Source organism: Anaeromyxobacter oryzae, from assembly GCF_023169945.1.
Lineage (GTDB): Bacteria > Myxococcota > Myxococcia > Myxococcales > Anaeromyxobacteraceae > Anaeromyxobacter > Anaeromyxobacter oryzae.
Window position 1 is genome coordinate 5,973,854 of record NZ_AP025591.1, and the last position, 23,060, is coordinate 5,996,913.

23 protein-coding genes are annotated in these 23,060 nt (G+C 74.3%); 22 read left to right on the forward strand and 1 reads right to left on the reverse strand.

The genetic code is table 11. From position 1 onward, the window contains the following. Positions 1–29: 29 nt before the first annotated feature. From AMOR_RS26150 to polA, 21 genes are all read left to right on the forward strand, one after another. Entirely contained in the window at positions 30–734 is a 705-nt protein-coding gene (locus AMOR_RS26150) for a hypothetical protein (RefSeq protein ID WP_248355588.1), read from the forward strand. Position 735: 1 nt separating this feature from the next. Then, positions 736–1,224: a ribosomal protein S18-alanine N-acetyltransferase gene (gene rimI / locus AMOR_RS26155; protein WP_404800918.1), complete on the forward strand. Its 489-nt coding sequence runs from the start codon at positions 736–738 to the stop codon at positions 1,222–1,224. 43 nt (positions 1,225–1,267) lie between these two features. Further along, entirely contained in the window at positions 1,268–2,383 is a 1,116-nt protein-coding gene (locus tag AMOR_RS26160; RefSeq protein WP_248355590.1) for a quinone-dependent dihydroorotate dehydrogenase, read from the forward strand. A 152-nt stretch (positions 2,384–2,535) separates the two neighbouring features. Continuing rightward, on the forward strand, positions 2,536–3,003 hold the full coding sequence (locus tag AMOR_RS26165; RefSeq protein ID WP_248355592.1) for a DUF4419 domain-containing protein: 468 nt from the start codon (positions 2,536–2,538) through the stop codon (positions 3,001–3,003). Between the two features lie 10 nt (positions 3,004–3,013). Then, positions 3,014–3,340 (forward strand): phasin family protein, encoded by a 327-nt coding sequence (locus AMOR_RS26170; protein WP_248355594.1) that lies wholly within the window; start codon positions 3,014–3,016, stop codon positions 3,338–3,340. Then, complete coding sequence (locus tag AMOR_RS26175) at positions 3,340–4,005, forward strand: lytic transglycosylase domain-containing protein (RefSeq protein ID WP_248355596.1); 666 nt, start codon at positions 3,340–3,342, stop codon at positions 4,003–4,005. The genes AMOR_RS26170 and AMOR_RS26175 overlap by 1 nt, the downstream gene beginning before the upstream one ends. A 65-nt stretch (positions 4,006–4,070) precedes the next feature. Further along, positions 4,071–4,703 carry a radical SAM protein gene (locus AMOR_RS26180; RefSeq protein ID WP_248355598.1) on the forward strand — a complete coding sequence of 211 codons (633 nt, stop codon included), beginning with the start codon at positions 4,071–4,073 and terminating at the stop codon, positions 4,701–4,703. A gap of 121 nt (positions 4,704–4,824) precedes the next feature. Beyond that, the gene (locus tag AMOR_RS26185; protein ID WP_248355600.1) at positions 4,825–5,460 is read left to right on the forward strand and encodes a hypothetical protein; all 636 of its coding nucleotides are present in this window, start codon (positions 4,825–4,827) and stop codon (positions 5,458–5,460) included. Between the two features lie 19 nt (positions 5,461–5,479). After that, the gene (locus AMOR_RS26190) at positions 5,480–5,947 is read left to right on the forward strand and encodes a hypothetical protein (protein WP_248355602.1); all 468 of its coding nucleotides are present in this window, start codon (positions 5,480–5,482) and stop codon (positions 5,945–5,947) included. Between the two features lie 3 nt (positions 5,948–5,950). Next, complete coding sequence (locus AMOR_RS26195) at positions 5,951–6,703, forward strand: tetratricopeptide repeat protein (protein ID WP_248355604.1); 753 nt, start codon at positions 5,951–5,953, stop codon at positions 6,701–6,703. Positions 6,704–6,706: 3 nt separating this feature from the next. After that, positions 6,707–7,081, forward strand: coding sequence for a helix-turn-helix domain-containing protein (locus AMOR_RS26200; protein ID WP_248355606.1), 375 nt, complete (start codon positions 6,707–6,709; stop codon positions 7,079–7,081). A 94-nt stretch (positions 7,082–7,175) separates the two neighbouring features. Continuing rightward, a complete protein-coding gene (locus AMOR_RS26205) occupies positions 7,176–7,778 on the forward strand; it encodes a hypothetical protein (RefSeq protein WP_248355608.1) in 603 nt (200 codons plus the stop codon). A gap of 54 nt (positions 7,779–7,832) precedes the next feature. Continuing rightward, positions 7,833–8,600: a DNA repair protein RecO gene (gene recO, locus AMOR_RS26210; protein WP_248355610.1), complete on the forward strand. Its 768-nt coding sequence runs from the start codon at positions 7,833–7,835 to the stop codon at positions 8,598–8,600. Between the two features lie 149 nt (positions 8,601–8,749). Beyond that, on the forward strand, positions 8,750–9,697 hold the full coding sequence (locus tag AMOR_RS26215; RefSeq protein WP_248355612.1) for a carbohydrate kinase family protein: 948 nt from the start codon (positions 8,750–8,752) through the stop codon (positions 9,695–9,697). Positions 9,698–9,836: 139 nt separating this feature from the next. Beyond that, positions 9,837–10,766: a glycine--tRNA ligase subunit alpha gene (locus tag AMOR_RS26220; RefSeq protein WP_248355614.1), complete on the forward strand. Its 930-nt coding sequence runs from the start codon at positions 9,837–9,839 to the stop codon at positions 10,764–10,766. Between the two features lie 30 nt (positions 10,767–10,796). Further along, complete coding sequence (gene glyS / locus AMOR_RS26225; RefSeq protein WP_248355616.1) at positions 10,797–12,905, forward strand: glycine--tRNA ligase subunit beta; 2,109 nt, start codon at positions 10,797–10,799, stop codon at positions 12,903–12,905. Positions 12,906–12,956: 51 nt separating this feature from the next. Next, on the forward strand, positions 12,957–14,342 hold the full coding sequence (locus tag AMOR_RS26230; RefSeq protein ID WP_248355618.1) for a hypothetical protein: 1,386 nt from the start codon (positions 12,957–12,959) through the stop codon (positions 14,340–14,342). Then, entirely contained in the window at positions 14,339–16,909 is a 2,571-nt protein-coding gene (locus tag AMOR_RS26235; RefSeq protein WP_248355620.1) for a hypothetical protein, read from the forward strand. Before AMOR_RS26230 ends, AMOR_RS26235 begins: the two co-directional genes overlap by 4 nt. A gap of 70 nt (positions 16,910–16,979) precedes the next feature. Further along, a complete protein-coding gene (locus AMOR_RS26240) occupies positions 16,980–17,570 on the forward strand; it encodes an FHA domain-containing protein (protein WP_248355622.1) in 591 nt (196 codons plus the stop codon). Continuing rightward, positions 17,555–18,067, forward strand: a complete 513-nt coding sequence (locus AMOR_RS26245; protein WP_248355624.1) for a pilus assembly protein N-terminal domain-containing protein — start codon at positions 17,555–17,557, stop codon at positions 18,065–18,067. The genes AMOR_RS26240 and AMOR_RS26245 overlap by 16 nt, the downstream gene beginning before the upstream one ends. 66 nt (positions 18,068–18,133) lie before the next feature. Then, entirely contained in the window at positions 18,134–20,836 is a 2,703-nt protein-coding gene (polA, locus tag AMOR_RS26250; RefSeq protein ID WP_248355626.1) for a DNA polymerase I, read from the forward strand. A 35-nt stretch (positions 20,837–20,871) separates the two neighbouring features. Here the strand turns inward: polA and AMOR_RS26255 are convergent, their stop codons facing one another. Continuing rightward, entirely contained in the window at positions 20,872–21,378 is a 507-nt protein-coding gene (locus AMOR_RS26255) for a DivIVA domain-containing protein (RefSeq protein WP_248355628.1), read from the reverse strand. A gap of 139 nt (positions 21,379–21,517) precedes the next feature. On the opposite strand from AMOR_RS26255, the gene AMOR_RS26260 reads away from it, so the two are divergent. Then, on the forward strand, positions 21,518–22,993 hold the full coding sequence (locus AMOR_RS26260) for an ATP-binding response regulator (RefSeq protein ID WP_248355629.1): 1,476 nt from the start codon (positions 21,518–21,520) through the stop codon (positions 22,991–22,993). Positions 22,994–23,060: the final 67 nt, after the last annotated feature.

Genomic DNA, 23,060 nt, shown 5'->3' on the forward strand with positions numbered 1-23,060 from the left:
CGAAAGATCCGGTGACTACAATGGGGTCCATGATCTTCCCGCTCGTCGTCCTCCTCTCCGCGGCGTCCCCCGCCGCGCCGGAGGGGCGCGTCGTCGAGGAGGTGGTCGCGGTCGTCCGCAACCCGCCCGGAGCCGCCCCGCGGGTCGTGACGCTCACGCGCCTCGACGCGGAGGCGCGCGTCGCGCTCGTCGCGCGCGGCGCGGTCGCGGCGGCGTTCCGGCCGCTCGACCGGGAGGCGCTCCGGGCAGGGCTCGCGTGGCTCCTCGACGAGACGGTCGTGGCCGACGAGGCGGCCCGGCTGAAGCTGCACGACCCCGAGCCCGCCGCCCTCGCGGCGCAGCTCCGCACCTTCCGCGCGGCGTTCCGCGACGCGGGCGAGTACGCGCGCTTCCTCGAGGAGACCGCGCTGGCGGAGGAGGACGTCCAGGCGGTGCTCGCGCGGTCGCTGCGCGCGCGCCGCTTCGTCGAGAGCCGGGTGGGGCGGGCGGCCGTGGTGGCGGAGGACGAGGTGGACGCGTACCTCGCGGCGCGCGGGCTCTCGGCGCGCACGGCGGAGGCGCGCGAGGCGGTCCGGGGGCGCATCGCCGACGACCGGGCCGCCGCGCAGGCGCGCGCCCTGGTCGCCGAGCTCCGCGCGCGCGCGGACATCCGCGTCGTCGACCCGGCGCTGCGCCCGGCCGCCGCGGCCGGGGCCGCCGGGGCGCACCCGCCCGTCGCCGCGGAGGGGCGCTGACGTGCGCGAGCCCGCCGACACCCTCGCGCCGCCCCCGAACGTCCGGTTCCGCCGGATGCGCCCGGAGGACCTCGACCGCGTCGTCGAGATCGAGAAGGACGGCTTCCGCCATCCCTGGTCGCGCGACCTGCTCGAGCGGGAGCTGGCGCACGCGTGGTCGACGATCCTCCTCGCCACCGAGGAGGCCGCGGGCGGCGGAGAGGGGGTGCTCGGGTTCATCGTGTTCTGGCTCGTGCACGACGAGGTGCACGTCCTGAACATCGCGACGGCGCTCGAGGCGCGGCGGCGCGGGATCGGCCGAGCGCTGATGGACGCCGCCGCGGACGCCGGGCGGCGCCGCGGCGCCACCCTCGCGACCCTCGAGGTGCGGAGGTCGAACGCACCGGCGATCGCGCTCTACCTCGATCTCGGATACCGCCAGGTGGGCGTCCGGCCGAACTACTACGCGGACGAGGGCGAGGACGCGATCGTGATGGTCCTGGATCTGTGAGGCTTCCGTTCCGGCGCCGCGCTGGTGTAAGGAGGCCTCCCTCATGCTCTGGCCGACCTTCCGCTCGTTCCTGTTCCGCTTCGATCCGGAGCGCGTCCACCACCTCGCCCACTGGCTGCTGAAGCGCGTCGGCCCGTCGGCGGCGCGCGCGCGGCGCCCGGCCCCGATCCCCTCCCTCGCGGTCCGCTGCCTCGGGCTCGACTTCGACGGGCCCGTGGGCCTCGCCGCCGGCTTCGACAAGGGCGACGTCTCGCTCCCCGGCCTCTTCGCGCTCGGCTTCTCGCACGTCGAGATCGGGACCATCACGCCGCGGCCGCAGGCGGGGAACGATCGCCCGCGCCTGTTCCGGCTGCCCGAGCACCGCGCGATCGTGAACCGGATGGGGTTCAACAACGAGGGGATGGAGGTCTGCGCGCAGCGCCTCGAGCGGCTCCCGGCGGCGGCGCGGCTCGGGCCCATCGGCGTGAACGTCGGGAAGAACAAGGTGACGCCGAACGAGGAGGCCGCGCAGGACTACCTCGCGTGCATCGATCGCCTCCACCCGTTCGCCGATTACCTGGTCGTGAACATCTCGTCGCCGAACACGCCCGGGCTCCGGCAGCTCCAGGAGAAGGACCAGCTCGACCGCCTGCTCCGCGCCTGCGTGGCGCGTCTCGCGGAGCGCGCGCCCGGGAAGCCGCTGCTCGTGAAGCTCGCGCCGGACCTCCCGCCGGAGGCCCTCGACGAGGCGGTGGACGTCGCGATCGCGGCGGGCGTCGCCGGCATCGTCGCGACGAACACGACGCTTTCGCGCGCCGGCGTGGAGCGCCACCCGCGCGCGAAGGAGGCGGGCGGCCTCTCCGGCGCGCCCCTCGAGCGGCTCTCGACCGACGTCGTCCGGCGCTGCTACCGCCGCGCGGCGGGCCGGGTCCCGATCGTGGGCGTCGGAGGCGTCATGGGTGCGGAGGACGCGTACGCGAAGATCCGCGCGGGCGCGTCGCTGGTGCAGGTCTACACGGGGCTCATCTACGGCGGTCCGGGGTTCGTCGCGGCGACGAATGCAGGTCTCGCCCGGCTCCTCGCGCGGGACGGGTTCGCGACCGTCGCGGAAGCGGTCGGCGCGGACCACCGGGGCGACGTCCGCTCCGAGCCGCGCACCGGGGTGGCGCCGACCCTCTAGGGGGGATTGCGGTCCCTCCCTCCGGCGCCGAGGATGTGGGGGTTCCTCGCTGACGCACCGCGTTGCCCGTTTGACGTGCCTGACGCGACGCGTTACGGTCGGTGTGCGGGGCGGGAGCCGCCCGTTCCCACCGTTTCCACCGGAGGTCCCCCATGGCAGAAGTCCACAAGATCGAGAACGGCCGCTCGAAGAAGGTCCCGGAGTTCCTGCGGGAACCGCTCGAGGCGGCGCAGCAGCGGCTCGGGCAGTTCGAGGAGGAGGCGCAGCGTGTCCTCAAGGACCTCATGGTCAGGGGACGTGCGAGCAGGAAGGATATCGAGCAGATCGTGCACCGGCTGTCCAAGCAGGACTGGACCGACATGAAGCAGCGCCTCGAGAAGCTCCGCGAGCAGGGCGCGGAGCGCGCTGCGGAGTGGAAGGGGAAGGCCGAGACGTTCCGGTCCGAGGCGCTCGAGCGGGTGGTGGAGCTGCAGACCCGCGCCGTCTCGTTCCTCGGCGTTGCGACGCGGGATCAGGTCGAGGAGCTGTCGAAGGAGCTCGACCGGCTGGCGCGGCGGCTCGACAAGGCGGAGAAGCCCCGGAAGGTGAAGCGGACGCCGAAGCCGTCCGCCGAGGTGTAGAGGACGCGCGATGCCCGACATCCAGCAGATGTTCAAGGAAGCCTGGTCGAACGCCCTCGCCGGCGTGAACGCCGCCGAGCAGGAGGCGGAGAAGGTGCTGAACCGCATCGCGGACGCCGCCGGGTTCTCCCCGGAGGACGTCCGGCGCCACGCACGCGAGTTCGGGGAGCGGCTCACCGTCCAGCGCCGCGAGCTCGAGCGCACCATCGACGACGCCGTGCGCCGGACCGCGAACCGGTTCCGCATCCCGAGCAAGGACGACCTCGACGCGCTCCAGAAGCGGCTCGACGCCATCGCGGAGAAGGTCGAGGCGCTCGCGAGGGAGAAGAGCGCCTAGTGCGGGCGCCGCGGCTCAGCGGGCTCCTCGGGGCCACGGTCGCCGTCGTCGTCTGCGCGACGGTGGCGATGCTCCCCAGGTCCCTCGCCCGCGATCCGCGGCCGGCCCGCGTCGAGGTCGAGCCGGGGCCGCCAGGCCTCGTCGACCGGATCGACGATCAGCTCGGTGCCCGGATGCCGTCGCTCGACGACGACGACCGGCGGCTCCTCGCGCGCACCGTCGTCGCCGAGGCGGAGCTGGCGCGGCTCGATCCGCTGCTCGTCCTCGCCGTCATCGAGGTCGAGTCGTCCTTCGACCCCCGCGCGCTCTCGGGGGCGGGGGCGCGGGGGCTCATGCAGCTCCAGGACGCGACGATGCAGCGCGAGATCGAGCGCTCCGGCCTCACGCCGGGCGACCCGCACGACCCCGTGCTGAACGTCCAGGCGGGCGTGCGCTACCTCCGGCGCTGCCTCGACTCGTTCACGCGCGAGGACGTGGGGCTCATGGCGTACAACGCTGGCCCGAACCTCGTGCTGTACCACCTGCAGAAGGGCGAGCTGCCCGAGATCCTCCAGGTCTACCCGCGCCGCGTCCGCGCCGAGCTGCGGCGCCTCCGGCGCAGCCTCGGCCAGGCGCCCGCGCCGGCGCTGGCGGACGCGCGCCGCGCGCCGGTGGTGGCCGAGTAGCGCTCCGAGGCGCTCTCCGGTTACACCGTGAGGGTGACGGCCCGACGGACGGGCCGCGGAGCCGCATGCGCGTCACCGAGATCTTCTTCAGCATCCAGGGCGAGGGGACGCGCGCCGGCCTCCCGTGCGTGTTCGTCCGCTTCACCGGCTGCGACCTGCGCTGCAACTACTGCGACACCGCGTACGCGTTCCACGGCGGGACCGACATGACGCGCGAGGAGATCCTCGCGGCGGTCGCGCGCCATCCGTGCAAGCTGGTCCTCCTCACGGGCGGCGAGCCGCTGCTCCAGAAGGAGCTGCCGGCCCTGGCTCGCGAGCTGCTCGACCGCGGGCTCGAGGTGACCATCGAGACGCACGGGCAGCGGCCGCTCGACGCGCTCCCGCGCGAGGTGGTGCGGATCGTCGACGTGAAGACGCCCGGCTCGGGCGAGCCGACCACCGACTTCGGCTACCTCGACGCGCTCGCCCGGCACGACGAGGTGAAGTTCGTGGTCTGCTCCGAGGACGACTTCGGCTGGTCGCGCGACGTCGTGCGGCGGCACCGCCTCGAGGGCCGGGTGCACGTCCTCTTCTCGCCGGTGTGGGGGCGGGTGGACCCGAAGGACCTCGCGCGGTGGATCCTCGAGAGCGGCCTCGACGCGCGCCTCTCCCTGCAGATCCACAAGGTGATCTGGGGCGCGGACGTGCACGGCGTCTGACGCTTTCCCTGGAATACGGAGGCCGCCTCGCGCGTCGCTCACGGGCGCGCACGCGGCGAGAAGGCGCCTCGCCGGCCGCATTCTTGACGCGCCCCGGCGCGGGGGGCTAGGAGTCGAACCGATGCGCACGGTCGTCATCCCGCTCGCGGCGGCGCTCGCGGCCCTCGCCGGCCCCGCGGCGGCGGGCCCGTCCATCACGCTCAACGGCGTCGGCATCGACGGCGTGACCGGGCAGCGCTTCGAGAACGCGACCGTCGTCATCGACGAGCGGGGCGACGTCCACATCGAGGCGAAGGGCTACGCGGTGAAGACCGCCGAGGCCGGGGGGGCCGCCCCCGCGGGCCCGGGGACCGCGGGCGCGATCCGCGCCGCGGGCGACGCGCGGCCCGCGCCGGGCGGGAAGCCGTCCCGCCGGTACTTCCTCGTCGCCGAGCACGATCAGCCCGGGACCCAGTTCGACCTCGCCATCTTCATCAACGCACAGTGGATCCGCGAGGTGAAGCAGGGCGAGGGCCAGGTGGTCATGGAGATCACGAAGTACCTCCGGACCGGTCCGAACAAGGTGGTCCTCGCGGCCACGAAGAAGATCGAGGGTGATCGCGCGTCGTACTCGCCCGGCGTCAAGCTGCACGTCGTCCTCGGCGAGGGGAACGTCGGGGGCGGTCACGTCATGATCGACGATCCGCTCGTCGAGATGACCCGGACGGCCGCCGAGATCGACGATCGCACCGAAGAGTTCGTTCTCGAGGCGCGCTAGCCGCGCCGGGAGGGCCGCGATGTTCACGCCCGAGCCGAGCCTGACGCACGTGCCCGCCCTGCGGGAGCAGGTCGTCGCGATCGTCGAGAGCATCAACCAGCCGCAGGTCTCGATCCCCGGGAAGCCGTCGCAGGGCGTCTCCGGCCACCTCTGCGGGATCCGGAATGGCAGCGGCAGCTTCTCGATCTTCGTCGGCCTGCACCTGCCCAAGAGCGGCGAGAACGTGATCTACCTGCACGAGCGCCGCCAGCTCACGACGGCGGAGGAGTACCGGCAGGTCGAGATCGAGGGGCTCCAGTTCCTCGAGTCGATGGGGTTCATGCTCGACAACCTGAACTTCCGGAACCTCTCGCCCGCCGCGCAGGACGAGACGCTCGCGCGGATCCCGCTCTTCTCGCCGCCGCGCCCGGCCGCGGCGGCGGCGGCCGCGCCCGGCCCCGCCAGCGCGGATCCGGCCCGTGTCGCGCGCCTCCTCGCCTCGTTCTGACCCATGCGATCACTCCGAACCGCCGCCACCGTCTCCGCCGCGCTCCTCGCCTGCGTCCACGGCCCCTCGCCGAAGGAGCGCCGCTCGGCCGAGATCCACCACGACCTCGGCGTCGAGGCGCTCCGCGCGGGTCGCGCGCCCGAGGCGATCAAGGAGTTCGACGAGGCGCTCGAGAGCGATCCGCGGTTCCCCGAGGCCCACCTCGGACGCGGCCTCGTCCTCGAGCTCGGGTTCGGGAAGCTGGAGGAGGCGGAGAAGGAGTATCGAAGCGCCATCGAGCTGCTCCCGGGCTACTCGGAGGCGCACAACGACCTCGGCCAGCTCCTCGCGAAGACCGGCCGATGGGACGACGCCCTGAAGGAGTTCGACGCCGCCCTCGAGAACATGCTCTACAAGGAGCCGTGGGTGGCGCGGTGCAACAAGGGGCAGGCGCTCTACCGCATGGGCAGCCGCGCCGAGGGGCTCGCCGAGATGCGCGCGTGCCTGCAGGCCGCGCCGGCGTACTGCGACGGACGTCGCGAGCTCGGGCGCACCCTCCTCGGGGACGGGAAGGTGAAGGACGCCGTGACCGAGCTCGACGCCTACGCGCGGACCTGCGAGCGGCGGCCGGACTCGCATCTCCAGCTCGGCCTCGCGCGGATGAAGGCCGGCGACATCGCGGGTGCCCGCGCCGCGTTCGAGCGCTGCAAGGAGCTCGGGGACGGCACGTCGGCCGGCGAGGAGTGCCGGCGGAGCCTCGCTCTCCTCGTCGAGTGAACCGTGTCCGGACTGCCCGAACCCGATGAGACCCTCCACGGCTTCGGCCGCTGGCTCGCGCGAGAGCGGGAGCTGCGCGGTCTCTCGCGCGACGAGGTCGGCCGCGCCACCAAGCTCGCGCCAGGCGTCGTGGAGGCGCTCGAGTCCGGCGACGAGGCCCGCATGCCGCCCCGCGCGTACGTGGTCGGCTACCTCCGTGCGTACGCCGCGGCGGTCGGCCTCGACCCGGACGAGGTCGTGCTCCGGTACGAGGAGGCCGCCGGGCCGCTGACGGACGCCCGCGGGAAGGGCCGACACGCGCCCCAGCCGCGGACCGTCGGCATCGCGGTCGCGGTGGTCGCCGCGATCGCGGCGACGGTGTGGGCCTTCCTCCGCTGATCGGCGCGCGCGGAGGCTGGCGCGCGGCGTCCTACCCCAGGTTAGAATGGCCGGCAGCCGGGTTCCTCCCGGCGCGGCTGGATCGGGGGAAGCGGTGCCGCAGCGAACACTCCCGCGCCTCGAGCGCTTCGTGGCGGGGCTCGCCGGTGGCCTCGACGCGTTCCCGTCCGCGCTCGCGAAGGGCGCTCTCGTGCGGAACCTCCTCGAGGACGAGCCTCTGCCCGAGATCCTCCCGGCGCTCCCGGAGCCGCTGCGCCGCCTCGCGACCGAGCCGCCGGTGGGAAGCGAGTGGATCCCGGAGGCGCACTTCGACGCGCTCGTCCTCGCCGTGGCCGACGCGCGCGGGCTCACCGACGCGGAGCTCCTCTCCTGGACGCGCGCGCGCAACCTGAGGCTCTTCTCGAGCCCCGCGTACCGGATCCTCATGGCCGTGATGTCGCCCGCGCAGCTCCTCCGGTTCGCCGGCGCGCGCTGGACGAACTGGCACCGCGGGACGACGCTCGAGGTGGAGGGGATCGCGGACGACGGCGTCATGGCGTCGCTCCGGTACCCGCGCGGACTGTTCGATCCGACCATCCTCCGGGTGTACGGCGAGGCGTTCACGGCGGCGCTCCAGATGGCGAACGCGAAGGAGCCGGCGGTCACCGTCGTCGCCGAGCAGCCCGGCCTCGCGCGGTACCGCGCCTCCTGGAGCTGACGGGGCCCCCGCGGTGGCGCGGCCCCGCCGGAGCGGTTACCGTGCCGGACGCGCATGGAGCAGCTGAAGCTGACCGCGGTCGTCCTCCGCGCCGTGGACTACGGCGAGTCGGACCGCGTGGTCACGCTGCTCTCCCGCGAGCGGGGCAAGGTGTCGGCCTTCGCGCGGGGCGCGCGCGCGTCGCGGCGGCGGTTCGGCGGTGCCCTCGAGCCGTTCACGCTGCTCGCGGCGGAGCTCCGCACGCGCCCGGGCTCGGACCTTCTCACGCTCGAGTCGGTGACCGTCCGCCGCGGGTTCGGCGCCATCCGGGGCGACCTCGCCCGGATCGCGTGCGCGGGCTATGCCGCGGAGCTCGCGCGCGAGCTGGTCCGGGACCACGAGCCGCACGAGGACCTGTTCGAGCTCGTCGTCGAGTACCTCGGGGCGCTCGACGTCGCCGCGGCGGTGCCCGCTGCGCTCCGGGCCTTCGAGCTCGCCTCGCTCCGCATCGCGGGCCTCATGCCGCGCCTCGACGGGTGCGCGCGGTGCGGCGCGGACGTCGACGGGGCCCGGCCGGTCCGGTTCGATCCGGGCCACGGGGGCGTCCTGTGCGCCGCGTGCGGCCCGGCGGCCAGCCCCGGGGCGCCGGCGCTGTCGCCGGACGCGCTGCGCGCGCTCCTCCGCCTGCAGGAGGGCGGCCTCGCCGCGGCCGCCGAGCCCCTCGCGCCCGCCGTCGGCCGCGAGGCGCGCGCGGCGCTCTCCGCGTTCGTCGAGCACCACCTCGGCCGCCGCCTCGCCGCGCGGCGGTTCCTGGACGAGATCGGGCCGCTGCTGGGGGACTGATCGTGAGCCCGAAACGGAACACGCGAGCGAAGCGAGCGCGCGGGGGCGCCGCCGCGGAAGCGGCGAAAGCCGCGCGCGGCGGCGCACGGGCCCCCGCGAGCGGGGTGGGGCCCCGACGGCTCCGCCGGCGGGGCGGGGGCGCAGCCCCCGTGGAACTCGACGTGCTGTGCTTCGGGGAGGCGCTCGTCGATCTCCTCCCGGATCGCCGCGGCCGGCTCGAGGACTGCGAGCGGTTCGAGGCCTGCTCGGGCGGCGCCCCCGCGAACGTCGCGACCGGCCTCGCCCGGCTCGGGGTCCGCACCGGGTTCCGCGGCGTCGTCGGCGACGACGCGTTCGGGCGCCTCCTCGCCCGGAAGCTCGCGGCCGAGGGGATCGCGTGCACCCTCCGGCTCGCGCGGGAGCGGCCGACGGGCATGTGGTTCGTCGCGCTCGACGCGCGCGGCGAGCGGACCTTCTTCTCGCCGAACGCCCGGTTCTCGGCGGACAAGCTCGTCGCGCCCGGCGACGTCGATCCGGCGGCCCTGGCGCGGGCGCGCTTCCTCCACGTGGGATCGTCGGCGCACGTCCTCCCGGACGGCCGCGCCGCGCTCCGGGCCGCCCTCGCGGCGGCGCGCGCCGCTGGCGTCCGCGTGTCGTTCGATCCGAACGTGCGCGTGCACCTCTGGGACGATCTCGCCCCGCTCCGCGCGCTGTGCGCCGACGTGCTGGCCGCGGCCGACGTCGCGAAGCTCTCGGACGAGGAGGCGGAGCTGCTCCTCGGCGAGCGCGACCCGGAGCGCGCCGCGGCGCGGCTCGTGGACCTCGGCGTCGGCGTCGCGTGCGTCACGCTCGGGCCGCGAGGCGCGCTGCTCCGGCGGGGAGCGGACGTCCTCCACGCGCCGGCGGAGCCGGTCGAGGTCGTGGACACGACCGGCGCCGGCGACGGCTTCGTGGCGGGGCTGCTCTCGGTCCTCTCCCGCGCCGGCGCGCCGCCAGCGCTCCTCCCGACGGAGACCCTCGCGGCGGCGCTCCGTCTCGCGAACCGCGTCGCCGGCCGGGTCTGCACCCGCCTCGGCGCCGTCGCGGGGCTGCCCCGCGCCGCCGAGATTTCCATTTGACACCGCGCCCTTACGGCCCTACGGTGGCGCGCTCCCGGCGGCGCGTCCGCCGCGCGGCGACGCGCGCCGGCACCGCCCGCACCGCGCAGCCGGAGGGTGCCCCGGGGCGCGGCGGGACCATCGCGAGGAGAGGACGCGCGTGTACTTCCAGGACCTCATCTTGAAGCTCCAGACGTACTGGGCGGGGCGCAACTGCATCCTCGTCCAGGGCTACGACCAGGAGGTCGGGGCCGGGACGATGAACCCCGCCACCTTCCTGCGCGTGCTCGGCCCCGAGCCGTGGAACGTCGCGTACGTGGAGCCCTCTCGCCGCCCCGCCGACGGCCGCTACGGCGAGAACCCGAACCGCCTGTACCAGCACCACCAGTTCCAGGTGATCCTGAAGCCCAACCCGCCCGACGTGCAGGAGCTCTACCTCGGGTCGCTGAAGGCCATCGGGATCGATCCGCGCGCGCACGACATCCGGTTCGTGGAGGACGACTGGGAGAGCCCGACCCTGGGCGCCTGGGGCCTCGGCTGGGAGGTCTGGTGCGACGGGATGGAGATCACCCAGTACACGTACTTCCAGCAGGCGGGCGGGTTCGAGGTGAAGCCGGTCGCGGCCGAGCTCACCTACGGCCTCGAGCGCATCGCGATGTACCTGCAGGACGTGGAGAACGTGTTCGACGTCGAGTGGGTGAAGGGCGTGAAGTACCGGGAGGTCTTCCACCGGAACGAGGTGGAGATGAGCACCTACTCGTTCCAGAAGTCCGACCCGAAGATGCTGTTCGGGCTCTTCGACACGTACGAGGCGGAGTGCAAGCGGCTCATCGCGGAGAAGCTGCCGCTCCCCGCGTACGACTACTGCCTCAAGTGCTCCCACACGTTCAACAACCTCGACGCCCGCGGCGCGATCAGCGTCACCGAGCGGGCGGCGTACATCGGCCGCGTCCGCGCCCTCGCCCACGAGTGCGCGAAGGGCTACCTCGAGTCGCGCGAGGCGCTCGGGTTCCCGATGCTCCCCGCCGCGGAGCGGAAGAAGGCCGTCGAGGCGGCGCGGGCGGCGCGCGAGGCCCGCGAGGCGCGGTAGCCCTCCACACCGGCGGACGAGAGAGACGACATGGCGGACCTTCTGTTCGAGATCGGCGCGGAGGAGATCCCTGCGGGCTTCGTGCCCCCGGCGCTCAGGCAGCTCGAGGAGGACCTCGCGAAGGCGCTCGCGGACGCGCGCCTCGGGCACGGCGAGGTGAAGGCGGTGGGCAGCCCGCGGAGGCTCGCCGTCTGGGCTCGCGACGTCGCTGCGAAGCAGGCGGACGCGAGGACCGAGGCGTTCGGCCCGCCGGTCGCGCAGGCGTTCGATGCGCAGGGCAACCCGACCCAGGCGGCGCTCGGGTTCGCGCGGAGCCAGGGCGTGGAGGTCGGCGCGCTCCAGCGGGCGCAGACGCCGAAGGGCGAGCGGGTCGCGGTGACCAGGGTGGAGAAGGGCCGCCGGGCGGACCAGGTCCTCCCGGGGCTCCTGGAGCGGCTCGTCGGCGGGCTGCGCTTCCGGAAGGCGATGCGGTCGCGGTGGGACGACGCGACGTTCGCGCGCCCGGTCCGGTGGATGGTCGCGCTGTACGGCGGCCGCCCGCTGAAGGTGCGCCACGGCGAGGTCGTCTCGGGCAAGGTGACGTTCGGCCACCGCTTCCTCGCCCCGAAGGCCATCGCGCTCCGGGGCACGCCGGAGGACTACCTCGCGAAGCTCCGCGCCGCCCACGTCCTCGCCGATCCGGCGGAGCGGCGCGCCGCCCTCGAGAAGGAGCTGGCCCGCGCCGCGAAGGCCGCCGGCGGACGGATCCGCGAGGACGCAGCCCTCGTCGACCAGGTGCTCCACCTCGTGGAGGAGCCCACGGCGATCGCCGGCGCGTTCGAGGAGTCGAACCTCGAGCTCCCGCCGGAGGTGGTGATCTCGGAGATGCGGAACCACCAGCGCTACTTCGCGGTGATCGACGGGAAGGGGAGGCTCACGAACCGGTTCGTCGCCGTCTCCGGCACGCGGGTGAAGGATCCGAAGGTCGCGCGCCACGGCTACGAGCGCGTGCTTCGCGCGCGGCTCGCCGACGCGCGCTTCTTCTTCGAGGAGGACAAGAAGCGCCGCCTGCACGACCGGATCGCGGACCTCGGCCGCCGCACGTTCCAGGCGAAGCTCGGCACCGAGCTCCAGCGGGCGGATCGCCTCGGCGCGGTCGCGGCGGCCCTCGCGCGCGCCGTGGGGAAGGAGGCGCTCGTCGGCGACGTCCTCGAGGCGGCGCGGCTCGCGAAGGTGGACTTGAACACCGGCATGGTCGGCGAGTTCCCGGAGCTGCAGGGGATCATGGGCGCGCACTACGCCCGGATCGAGGGCATCAAGCCCGACGTCGCCGACGCGATCGAGGATCACTACAGGCCCATCGGCGCCGCCGAGGAGATGCCGCGGAACGACGTGGGCGCGCTCGTCGCGCTCGCCGACCGGTTTCACTCGCTCGTCGGGATCATCGGCGTCGGCGAGAAGGCGACGGGGGCGGCCGATCCCTTCGGGCTCCGCCGCGCCACGATCGGCATCCTCCGGATCCTCCTCGACCGCGGCTACCACGTGTCGCTCGCGACGGCGGTGGAGCAGACGCTCGATCAGCTCTCGGGCGTGAAGCTGGCGGCCGATCGCGCCGTCGTGGCGGAGCAGGTGCTCGACTTCGTGCGCGGGCGGCTGAAGGCGCTCTGGAGCGAGCGCCACGACGCGGACCTGGTCGAGGCGGTGCTCGCGGCGGGGTTCGACGACGTGGTGGACGCGAACCGTCGCCTCGAGGCGCTCTCGGAGGTGAAGGCGCGCCCGGACTTCACGCCGCTCGCCGTCGCGTTCAAGCGGGTCGCGAACATCCAGGAGAAGGCGGGGGGCGGCGCCGCCGCGACCGTGAGCGTCGAGCTGCTCCGCGACGAGGCCGAGCGGCAGCTGCTCGCGGAGGTGGAGCGCGTCGAGCAGGAGGTGGGTGCCCGGCGCGCCGCCCGCGACTACCCGGCGGTCCTCCGCAACGTGGCGACCCTGGAGCCCGCGGTGGCGCGGTTCTTCGACGACGTGCTCGTCATGGCCGACGACGCGGCGCTCCGCGCGAACCGGCTCGGGCTCATGCGCCGCGTCGGCGCGCTCTTCTCGGACGTCGCGGACTTCCGGAAGATCCAGGCCGAGCTCCCCCAGTCGACCAAGGGCGCGGGGTAGGGGATGTCCTTGACGGTGTCCCGAGCCCGGCGCTACCGTTCGCCCCCTCCCGTGCAAGCTCCCCTGAGAACGCTGGGCCTCGTCGCGATGGTCGTCGCGATCGGCTGCGGTGCCGAACAGCGCAACGACCCGGCGCCGCTCGACCGGTTCACGTTCCCGACCGGCATCGCGGTCCATGGCCAGGACCTCCTCGTCGTCTCCTCCAACTTCGACCTCCAGTACGCGAGCGCGGACGGCGGCTCGCTGCTGCGGGTCGCCCTCGGCGCCGCGCCGGCGATCCAGCCGGGAGGGTTGCGCATCGGGAGCTTCGGCGGTGAGCTCACCGTCGTCGACCCGGCGCGCTGCCCCGCCCTGGGGGGCACCGAGGCGCTCGTCACCTCGCGGCTCCAGGGCCGCCTGTACCGGATCGGGCTCGACGGCAACGCGCTCACCTGCGGCGCTGCCTGCGAGATCCGGTTCGACGACGACAAACGGCTCGGCGACCCCTACGGGATCGGCGTGACCTGCCCGGCCGGCGGGACGCCCCGCGCCTGGGTCGGGTTCCTCCGCACGCCGCTGCGGGAGGCGTTCATCGCCACCATCGACCTCACGACCGGCGCGCGGCAGGTGCTGAGCGTCGGCGCCGGACAGGTCCGCAGCTTCGCGTACGACGCGGACACGGAGCGGCTCTTCTTCACGAGCGTCGACACGCAGCTCGCGGCTCCGCTCAGCTGGATCGAGCTCGCCTCCGGCTGCGATCCGACCCTGCCGGAGAACGCGGGCGGGTGCGTGGTGCGCGCCGCCGACCTCTGGGGCTTCCTGCGCGGCGCCGAGCTCTCCGGGCTGGACCTCTCGAACCCCGTGCCCGGGCAGCGGCGGCGGGTGTACGTCGCCACGAAGGTGTACGACGCCGACCTCGCGGCGACCCTCGGCACCCGCCCGGGGTTCGACGTCACCGGGGAGCTCATGGTCCTCGAGCTGGCGGAGAACGCCACGGGCAACCTCGAGGTGAAGCTCGTCAAGACCCTGTACGTCGGGCTCGGCGCGGCCGAGGTGAAGGTGCTGCCGCGCCGGCCGAACCTGCCGTGCAACGACGCCAGCGGGGTGTCGGTTCCGAACGGGTGCCCGCAGCGCGACCTCGTGGCGATCACGGCCTCGGAGGACGGCCTCTTCTGGATCTACGACGACGAGACGGGGACCATGCGCGACGTGTTCGGACGGGACCCGCAGACCGGCCAGCCCGGCCTCGGCCGCTCGCCGTTCGGCCTCGCCGTGCAGGACCTCCGGGCGACGCCCGGGACGGGCGACGGCAACGCGCGCGTCTACGTCGGGTCCTTCCTCGACGACTTCGTGACCGCCGTCGACGTGCCGCTCTCCGGCTCCGCCCCCGCCGACTTCGTGCGCGCGGGCACGGGGCCGTCGGCGCCGCCGCAGCGCATCGGACAGGTGACGCCTTGAACCACCGCCTCATCGCCGCCCTCGCGCTCGCCGCCGGGCTCGCCTGCAATACCTCCACCGGGCGCCCGGGCCTCGGCCTCTCCGCGCCGGCGGCGGTCGCCGTCTTCAACGGGCTCACGTCGAAGAACCCGGACCTGCACCCGTACGTCGCCATCGCGAACGGCGGAAAGGACGAGCTCGTCCTCGTCGACGCCCTGGACGACCAGCCGGTGATCGCGCCGGTGGTGGTCCGCGCCCTGTCGATCCCCGTCACGGCGCCGCGGCCGGCGCGCCTCGTGTCCGCGTCGCTGGGCGACGTCGACGCCAACGGCAAGCCCATGGCCGACCTGCTGGTCGCGGTGTCGGCAGGCTCGTCCGTGCTCCAGGTCGTGAACACCTGGGGGAAGGCGGACGGGTCGCCGGATCCGCGCGTCATGCGCGACCTCGACGTCGATCTCGCCGGCACCGACGGCGCCGACGTGCTCGCGCTCGTCGCCGCGCCCGTGCCCGTCGACAACGGCGACGGGACCTTCAGCGCCGCGAAGGGGCGCGTCCGGATCGTGGCGGCGCTCTCGGGCCAGCGGATCGCCGTCGTCGAATACAAGCGCGTGGCCGACGGTCCCGGCATCGAGGTGGTGACGCCGCTCGCGCCGCCGCAGGACCTCGCGATCGGCGGCGACCGGTTCGAGGCGGTCGCGCTCGCGGTCAACCCCGCGAAGCCTCAGCTCGTCTACGCAGCCTCCCTCGATCCGATCCCGGTGGCCGGCGGCGCGTCGGTGCTCGGCGTCGCCGAGATCGACATGTCCGGCGCGCCGGGCACGTGGACCTGGCGTGGCCTCGATGCGCGCGCGCCCACGACGGCCGTCGCGGCGTGGCACCTCCAGGAGCGGCAGGCCGACTCGACGGGCGACGACAAGACCGCGTTCGAGCCGACGGCGGTCGACCGCGTCTACGCCGTCCTCGACTCGAGCTCGTGCGGCGCCGGGTTCCGCATCGACTGCGGCATCGCGGTCCTCGATCCGGTGACCGGGGGGATCCCGGCCGACCCGGCGAGCACGACGGACGCGTCGGGCCACGTGACCGGCATGCCGTACCTCGCGCCCATCAACGTCCCCGCGGTCGCGCTCGGCGTCGTGGTCTCCCCGCCGCCGCAGGTCGGACCGACGGACGTCGCGAACGGCGACAGCTACAAGGCCCCGTACATGCGCATCGCGCCGGGCACGGGGCAGCGCACGACGACCGCGGTCGCCGCCGTGCTCGCGTCCGACGGCAAGGTGTACTACGCGGACCTGGGCCGCTGGTCGATCCCGAACGACACGTCGATGCTCCGCACCGACAGCACCCGGACCCGGGTGACGGACGTCACGTCCTTCATCGTGAGCGGCATCAACCAGGCCGTCGGCCTGTGGGATCCGAAGTCGCTCGTGCCCGATCCGACGACGGGCGCCTTCACGCCCAAGCTGGTGTTCAACGGGCTCACGGCGGAGCCCGCCGTGAAGATCACGCCCGGCTTCACCCGCACCGACGGCTTTCTCGCCGCGTACCAGGGCTTCCTGCCGGGGCTCTCGCTCCGGAAGGCCGAGCTCGCCGGCGCCGCCGGCGGCCGTTTCTCGATGTCGATGCAGATCGCGGCCGCGGGCGGGTTCACCCAGGTCGTGCGCCTCTACAGCCCGGAGCTCGGCGTGCACCGCGGGGACATCGCCCTCGTGGACACGACGAAGCTCGGGGACACCGGCGGGGACTGCCCGGTGGACAATCCGGCGACGACCGGCAACGAGGCCATCATCGAGGCCCGCGTCGCCGAGTTCGTCGTCCCCGACGCGACGCACCCGGGCGGCGCGCTCCTCCTCGAGGATCCCGCGGATCCGAGTCACCCGGAGTGGACGAGCTGCATCACGAAGCGGCTCTCGACCCTCGCCGCGCCGGTCACGGGGGTCGACGTCGGCATGCGCGCGAGCGGCTTCGTCGTCCAGGGGACGACGGCGGGGTACGTGGGCCGGGCCGAGGTCCTCACGAGCCCCAGCTCGGTCACCGATCCCAACGATCCGGCGTACGACGGGTACCGGCTCCTCTACGAGAACGAGGACGTGCTCTCGTGCCCGCTCGTGCCGTGGCCGGCCGATCCGACGGCGGTGGACTGCCGCGACGACGCCTGCCGCGCGCAGTGCGAGCGGCTCGTGCTGGCGCGGAAGGCGCGGCGCATCTACTACCCGTCCGACGCGTGCAACACGACGGACTGCTCGGTGAACTGGCCGAACAACCTGTACCCGTTCCCGAAGGCGAACGGGCCGGTCCTCGCGTTCAAGCTCGGCGTGCGGAAGGATCCCGACCCGGCCAAGGCGAACGACCCGATCCCGCGCGAGCTGTCGATCACCATCAAGACGCGCAGCGGGCTCTCGCCGTCCTCCCGCGGGCCGACCGTCACCAACGCCGCTCAGATCCTCCCCACCGGCGCAGCGACGTTCGACCGGAGCGTCTACGCGGGCAAGGAGAACGACGGCTACCGCTTCTACGCGTCCTACGCGTCCGGCTTCGTCCTCGACTTCAGCCCGAGCCAGGCGCCGAACCAGCCGATCACGGTCCGCTAGGCGGGCGCGCGCCGCGCGTTCGACCCCGGGGGGCGCTTCTGCTACCGTGACCGGCGGTGGAGGCGCTCGCGTGAAGACCGTCCGGCAGATCGCCATCGCGGATCACCTCTGGGACGCCCTCGAGCGGATGGCGGCCGAGATGGGCACGGACCGCGATGCCCTCGTGAACCAGGCGCTGCACGTCTTCGCGCGCCTGAACGGCTACCTCGTCCCCGGCACCGTCGCCGCGCCGCCCCCGCGCCCGACGCCCGAGCCTCCGAGCGCCGAGCGGCTCGCCGTCGCCGAGCAGGTGCTCGAGACGGCGGCGCGCCTGGAGCGCGCCATCCACGACCGGCCGCCGCCGATCACGCGCGCGGCGGCGCCGCGCGAGGGCGACGCGACGGGGGCGCTCGTGCTGCTGCGCGACGATGGCGCGGAGATCGCCGTCGCGAAGGATCGATTCGTCATCGGGCGCGGCCGGCACTGCGATCTCGTGGTGGACAGCGGGAAGGTGTCCCGCGAGCACGCCGCGATCCTGCGCGAGGGCGCCGAGTGGTGGATCGAGGACCTCGGGTCGGCGAACGGCACCTGGCACGACCGCGCGAAGGTGCAGCGCCGGCGGATCGAGGACGGGGACGAGTACTTCATCTGCTCGGAGCGGATCCGGTGCGCGCTCCGGTGAGGCGGCTCCTCGCGCTCGCCGCGCTCCTCGGCCCCGCGGCGGCCGCCGGCGGCGTCCCGCTGATGCTCGCGGAGCGACAGGTCGCGACGCTCGAGTTCGACCGGCCCGTCGCCCGGCTCGCGACGACGGATCCCGACCTGCTCGCGCTCGAGCCGTCCGGCGCGCGCGTGCGGATGACCGGGCTCCGCGCCGGGCGCGCCTCGGTGGAGGTCGCGTTCGCCGACGGCGCCATCGTCGCGTACGACGTGACGGTGGAGGCGGCGCAGCGGCCCGCGGCCCTCGCCGCCGCGCCCGCCGTGCTCGAGCTCGCGGTGGGCGAGGCGCGGCGGGTCGCGGTGCCGGGCCTCGCGCGCGCGCTCCTCGAGGAGAACGGGATCGCCAGGGTGACGGCGGAGGCCGGGGCCGCGGTGGTGGTGGGCGTCTCCCCGGGCTCCGCCGCGCTCGTCCTCGTGGACGGCGCCGGCGCGCGGACCACCTGGTCGGTGCGCGTCCGCTAGCCGCGTCCACGGGGCCGCGCTTTCTCGCGTGCCGCCCCGGGCGGGCGGGGCTAATGTCGTCCCCGCATGCCGACCTTGACCCTCATCGACGGCTCCGGGTTCATCTTCCGCGCCTACCACGCGCTCCCGCCGCTCACGACGACCCGGGGCCAGCCGACGAACGCGGTCTACGGCTTCACGACCATGCTCCTCAAGGCGCTCCGCGAGCGGGCGCCGACCCACGTGGCGCTCGTGTTCGACGCGGCGCGGACCACCTTCCGGCACGAGATCGACCCCGGCTACAAGGCGAGCCGGCCGGAGGCGCCGGACGATCTCCGGTCGCAGTTCCCGCTCGTGCGCGACGTCGCCCGCGCCCTCCGCGTCCCGGTGATCGAGGAGCCGCACGTCGAGGCCGACGACGTCATCGGCACGCTCGCGTGCCGCGCCCGGGAGCAGGGGTGGGACGTCGTCGTGGTCACCGGCGACAAGGACTTCGCCCAGCTCGTCGACGGGAAGGTCACGCTCTACGACCCGATGGCCGAGGCGAGCGGGCGGGGCGGGTGGACCGGCCCCGCGGAGGTCGAGAAGAAGCTCGGGATCAAGCCGGAGCAGGTCGTCGACTACATGGCGATCCTCGGCGACAAGATCGACGACGTGCCCGGCATCCCGGGGGTGGGGGAGGTCACCGCCGCGGCGCTGGTGAAGCGGTTCGGGACCATCGAGGCGATGCTCGCGCGTCCGGACGAGATCCCGCAGGCGGTCTCCCGCGGCGGCGAGAAGCTGAAGGAGAAGATCGTCGCGGCGGAGGATCGGATCCGGATGAACAAGCAGCTGGTGGCGCTCCGGTGCGACCTCGCGCTGCCGTTCGCGCCCGACGCCTTCGGGCGGCAGCCGCCGGACGACCCGAAGGTGCGCGCGCTCTTCTCCGAGCTGGAGTTCTCGCGGCTCCTCAAGGACCTGCCGGCGCCTCCGCCGACCGCGCGCGCCGAGAGGCCGGAGGTGCTCCGCGACCGCGCCGCCCTGGACGCCGCCGTCGCCGCGCTCCGCGCCGCGGGCCGCGCCGGGATCCGCCCGATCCTCGGCGGGCCGGCGCCGCGGACCGACCCGCTCGTCGGCGTCGCGCTCGGCGGCGGCGGCCGTGCGTACTACCTCCCGCTCGGTCACCGGTACCTCGGCGCGCCGGCGGGGCTCTCCCGCGAGGAAGCGCGCGAGGGGCTCCGGGCGCTCGTCGAGGCCGAGGACGTCGTGAAGGACGCGCACGACGTCAAGGCCGCGCTCCACGCGTTCGCGGGGCTCGGGCTCGCCTGGCGCGGCCCCGGGCTCGACACCGAGCTCGCGAGCCGGCTGCTCCTCCCGACCCGCCGCGAGCACGCGCTCGCCGACGTCGCGCGCGAGCGGATCTCCTGCGAGCTGCCGCGCGATCCGAGCGGCGGCGACGCCGCGCGGAAGTCGGAGCGCACCGCGGTCGAGGGGGTCGAGGTGGAGCGGGTCGCGGAGTGGGCGGCGCCGTGCGCGGCGGTGCTGCCGGACCTGGCGGCGGTCCTCGAGCGCGCGCTCGAGGAGGAGCGGCTCGGCGTGCTCTACCGCGAGGTGGAGCGGCCGCTGGTCGCGGTGATCTTCGAGATGGAGCGCGCCGGGATCGCGGTCGACCGCGGCGCCATGGAGGGCATGAGCGCGGAGTTCGGCAAGGCCATGGAGGACCTGGAGGCGCGGATCCACGCGGCCGCCGGCCACCCGTTCAACGTCGCGTCGACCCGCGAGCTCGCGCAGGTGCTCTTCACCGAGCTCGAGCTCCCCGTCGTGAAGCGGCTCAAGACCGGCCCGTCCACCGACGTGGACGTGCTGGAGAAGCTCGCCGAGCAGCACCCGCTGCCCCGGCTCGTGCTCGAGCACCGGGCCCTCGCGAAGCTCAAGGGCACCTACGTCGACGCGCTCCCGTTGCTCGTCGACCCCGCCGACGGCCGCATCCACACCACGTTCCACCAGGCAGGCGCGGCGACGGGCCGGCTCTCGTCGACCGACCCCAACCTCCAGAACATCCCGATCCGGACCGAGCTCTCGCGCCGGATCCGCCGGGCGTTCGTCGCGCCCGAGGGCCGGTGGCTCGTCTCCGCGGACTACTCGCAGATCGAGCTCAGGATCCTCGCGCACTACTCGAAGGACCCGGCGCTCGTCGCGGCGTTCGAGAACCGCGAGGACGTGCACACCCGCACCGCCGCGGAGACGTTCGGCGTCGCGCCCGACGCGGTGACCCCGGACATGCGTCGCATCGCCAAGGTGCTGAACTTCGGGATCGCGTACGGGCTCTCGGCGTTCGGGCTCTCGCAGCGGCTGGACCTCCCGGCGTCCGAGGCGCAGGGGATCATCGACCGGTACTTCACCCGCTACGCCGGCGTCCGCCGCTACATCGAGCAGGCGATCGAGGACGCGCGGAAGAACGGCGAGTCGCGCACGCTGTACGGCCGCGTGCGGGCGATGCCGGAGATCGGGTCGCGGAACCCGGCCCTGCGGAACGCGGCGGAGCGGACGGCGATCAACACGCCGATCCAGGGCACGGCAGCCGACATCGTGAAGGTCGCGATGGTCCGGGTGCACGAGGCGCTCGCCCGGGAGCGCCTCGAGGCGCGCCTCCTCCTGCAGGTCCACGACGAGCTCGTGCTCGAGGTCCCGGAGCGCGAGGTCGAGCCCGTCGAGGCGCTCGTGCGACGCGAGATGGTGGGCGCGGCGAAGCTCGACGTGCCGCTCGAGGTCGAGCTGGGGCACGGCCGGAGCTGGGCCGAGGCGCACTGAAGCCGGCGGCTCACGCCGTCGGAACTCCCGAAGCTCTACTCGTCGGCCACGCGCTTCCGCGCGGCGGGCATGAACTGCACCGCCTCCTCGCGGGAGGGCTCGCGGAAGGCCTCGATGAGCTTCAGGTGGCTCTCGACGAGCGTCCGCACGTTCGCCTCGAACTGGACGCGCTGGCGCTTCAGCTCGTTGATGTCGTCCACGATGCGCAGGAAGCGCGAGTGGGCGCCCTGGACGATCTTCTCCGCCTGCAGCTCGGCGTCGGAGATGGTGATCTCCGCCTCCTTGCGCGCGGACTCGCGGATCTCCTCGGACGCCTTCTGGGCGGTGACGAGCGTCTCCTGCAGCGCCCGCTCGCGGCCCTTGTACTCTACGATGTCCTCGGCCTTCCGTCGGTTGTCCTCGCGGAGGGCGAGGTTCTCCTTCACGAGCGCCTCGAACTCGGCGGCGACGAGGGCGAGGAAGCCCTCCACCTCCTCGCGGTCGAGGCCACGGAAGGCCGTCTTGAACTGCTTCTGCGTGATGTCGAGGGGCGTGATGTTCATGGGCGCTCCGAGGGGGCCATGATACCGGCCCGGCCGCGGGAGTCCATTTCACCCGCCCACAGCGGCGCACACCCGACCCCCCACGAGGTCGGGTGTCGCGGCGGCGCGCCCTTATGTAGGGAGGGAGCCGTCGCGCGCCATGCATCCTGGGCCAGCACACTCCGGGCGGTCGTTCGCGCTCGCGCTTCCCGCGGCGAAGGCGGTCGCGGCGCTCGCGGGGCTGCTCGCCGTCGCCGGGCTCGCCATCCTGCTCGTGGGGGACGGGCGCGCGCTCGCCGCCGGCGTCGCGCTCGCCGGCGCGGCCGGGATCGGGTTCCTCGGCGGCTGGATCCCGTCCCGGGCGCGGCGGCGGCGAGAGGTGGCGACCCTCGCGGCGCTCCGGGAGGAGCTCGAGGCGACGCGCCGGAGCGCCGAGGGCGAGCGGCAGCTGCTGGTCGAGGCCGAGCGCCAGGCGCGCGACGCCGCGGAGCGTGCGGATCGCGCGAAGGACGAGTTCGTCGCCACGGTCTCGCACGAGCTCCGGACGCCGCTCAACGCGGTTCTCGGGTGGGCCCGCCTGCTGCGCCTGGGCAAGCTCGACGCCACGGCGACCGCGCGCGCCGTCGAGACCATCGAGCGGAGCGCCTCGGCTCAGGCCCAGATCGTGGACGACCTGCTCGACGTCTCGCGCATCGTGCGCGGCCAGCTCCGGCTCGACGTGCGGCCGGTGGACCTCGTGCCCGTGATCGAGGCGGCGATCGACGCGGTGCGGCCGGCCGCGGTCGCGCGCGAGATCGGGATCGCAGCGGTGCTGATGCCGCGCGCCGGCCCCGTCGCCGGAGATCCCGGGCGCCTCCAGCAGGTCGTCTGGAACCTGCTCGCGAACGGCATCAAGTTCACGAAGCGCGGCGGCCGCGTGGAGGTCCGGCTCGACCAGGAGGGTGACGCGGTGGCGATCCGGGTGAAGGACACTGGCGCCGGGATCGACTCCGCCTTCCTTCCGCACGTGTTCGAGCGGTTCCGGCAGGCGGACTCCTCCTCCACGCGCGCGCACGGCGGCCTCGGCCTCGGCCTCGCCATCGTCCGGCACCTCGTGGAGGCGCACGGGGGGACCGTCGCAGCAGCGAGCGACGGTCCGGGCCGCGGCGCCACGTTCACGGTGCGCCTCCCGCTGCTCGTGCCGAAGCCCCACCGCGCCCGCGACGTCGCCGGCTCGCTGCCCGTCGTGGACGCCGCGGCCCCGCTCGCGGCGCTCGCCCGCGTGCGCGTCCTCGTGGTCGACGACGATCCCGACACCGTGGAGGTCGTCCGGCAGGTGCTCGAGCAGGCCGGGGCGCAGGTCGTGGCCGCGGCCTCCGCGCGAGAGGCGATCGAGGCGTTCGCCGCCCGGCCGCCCGACGTGGTGCTCTCCGACCTCGGCATGCCCGGCGAGGACGGCTACGCGCTCATCGCACGGATCCGCGCGCTCGAGGCGGCCCGCGGCGGGGACGTCCCTGCCGCGGCGCTCACGGCGTACACGCAGGGCGACGAGCGGCGCCGCGCGCTGGAGGCCGGGTACCAGCTCTACCTCGCGAAGCCGGTCGAGCCGTCCGCGCTCACGGCCGCCATCGCCCGGCTCGCGGGCCGGCTGTCCTAGCTGTGCCCGCCCGGGCGCGAGGCCGCCGCGGCGCACGCCGCCGTGCCGGACCCGCAGCGCGGTGACC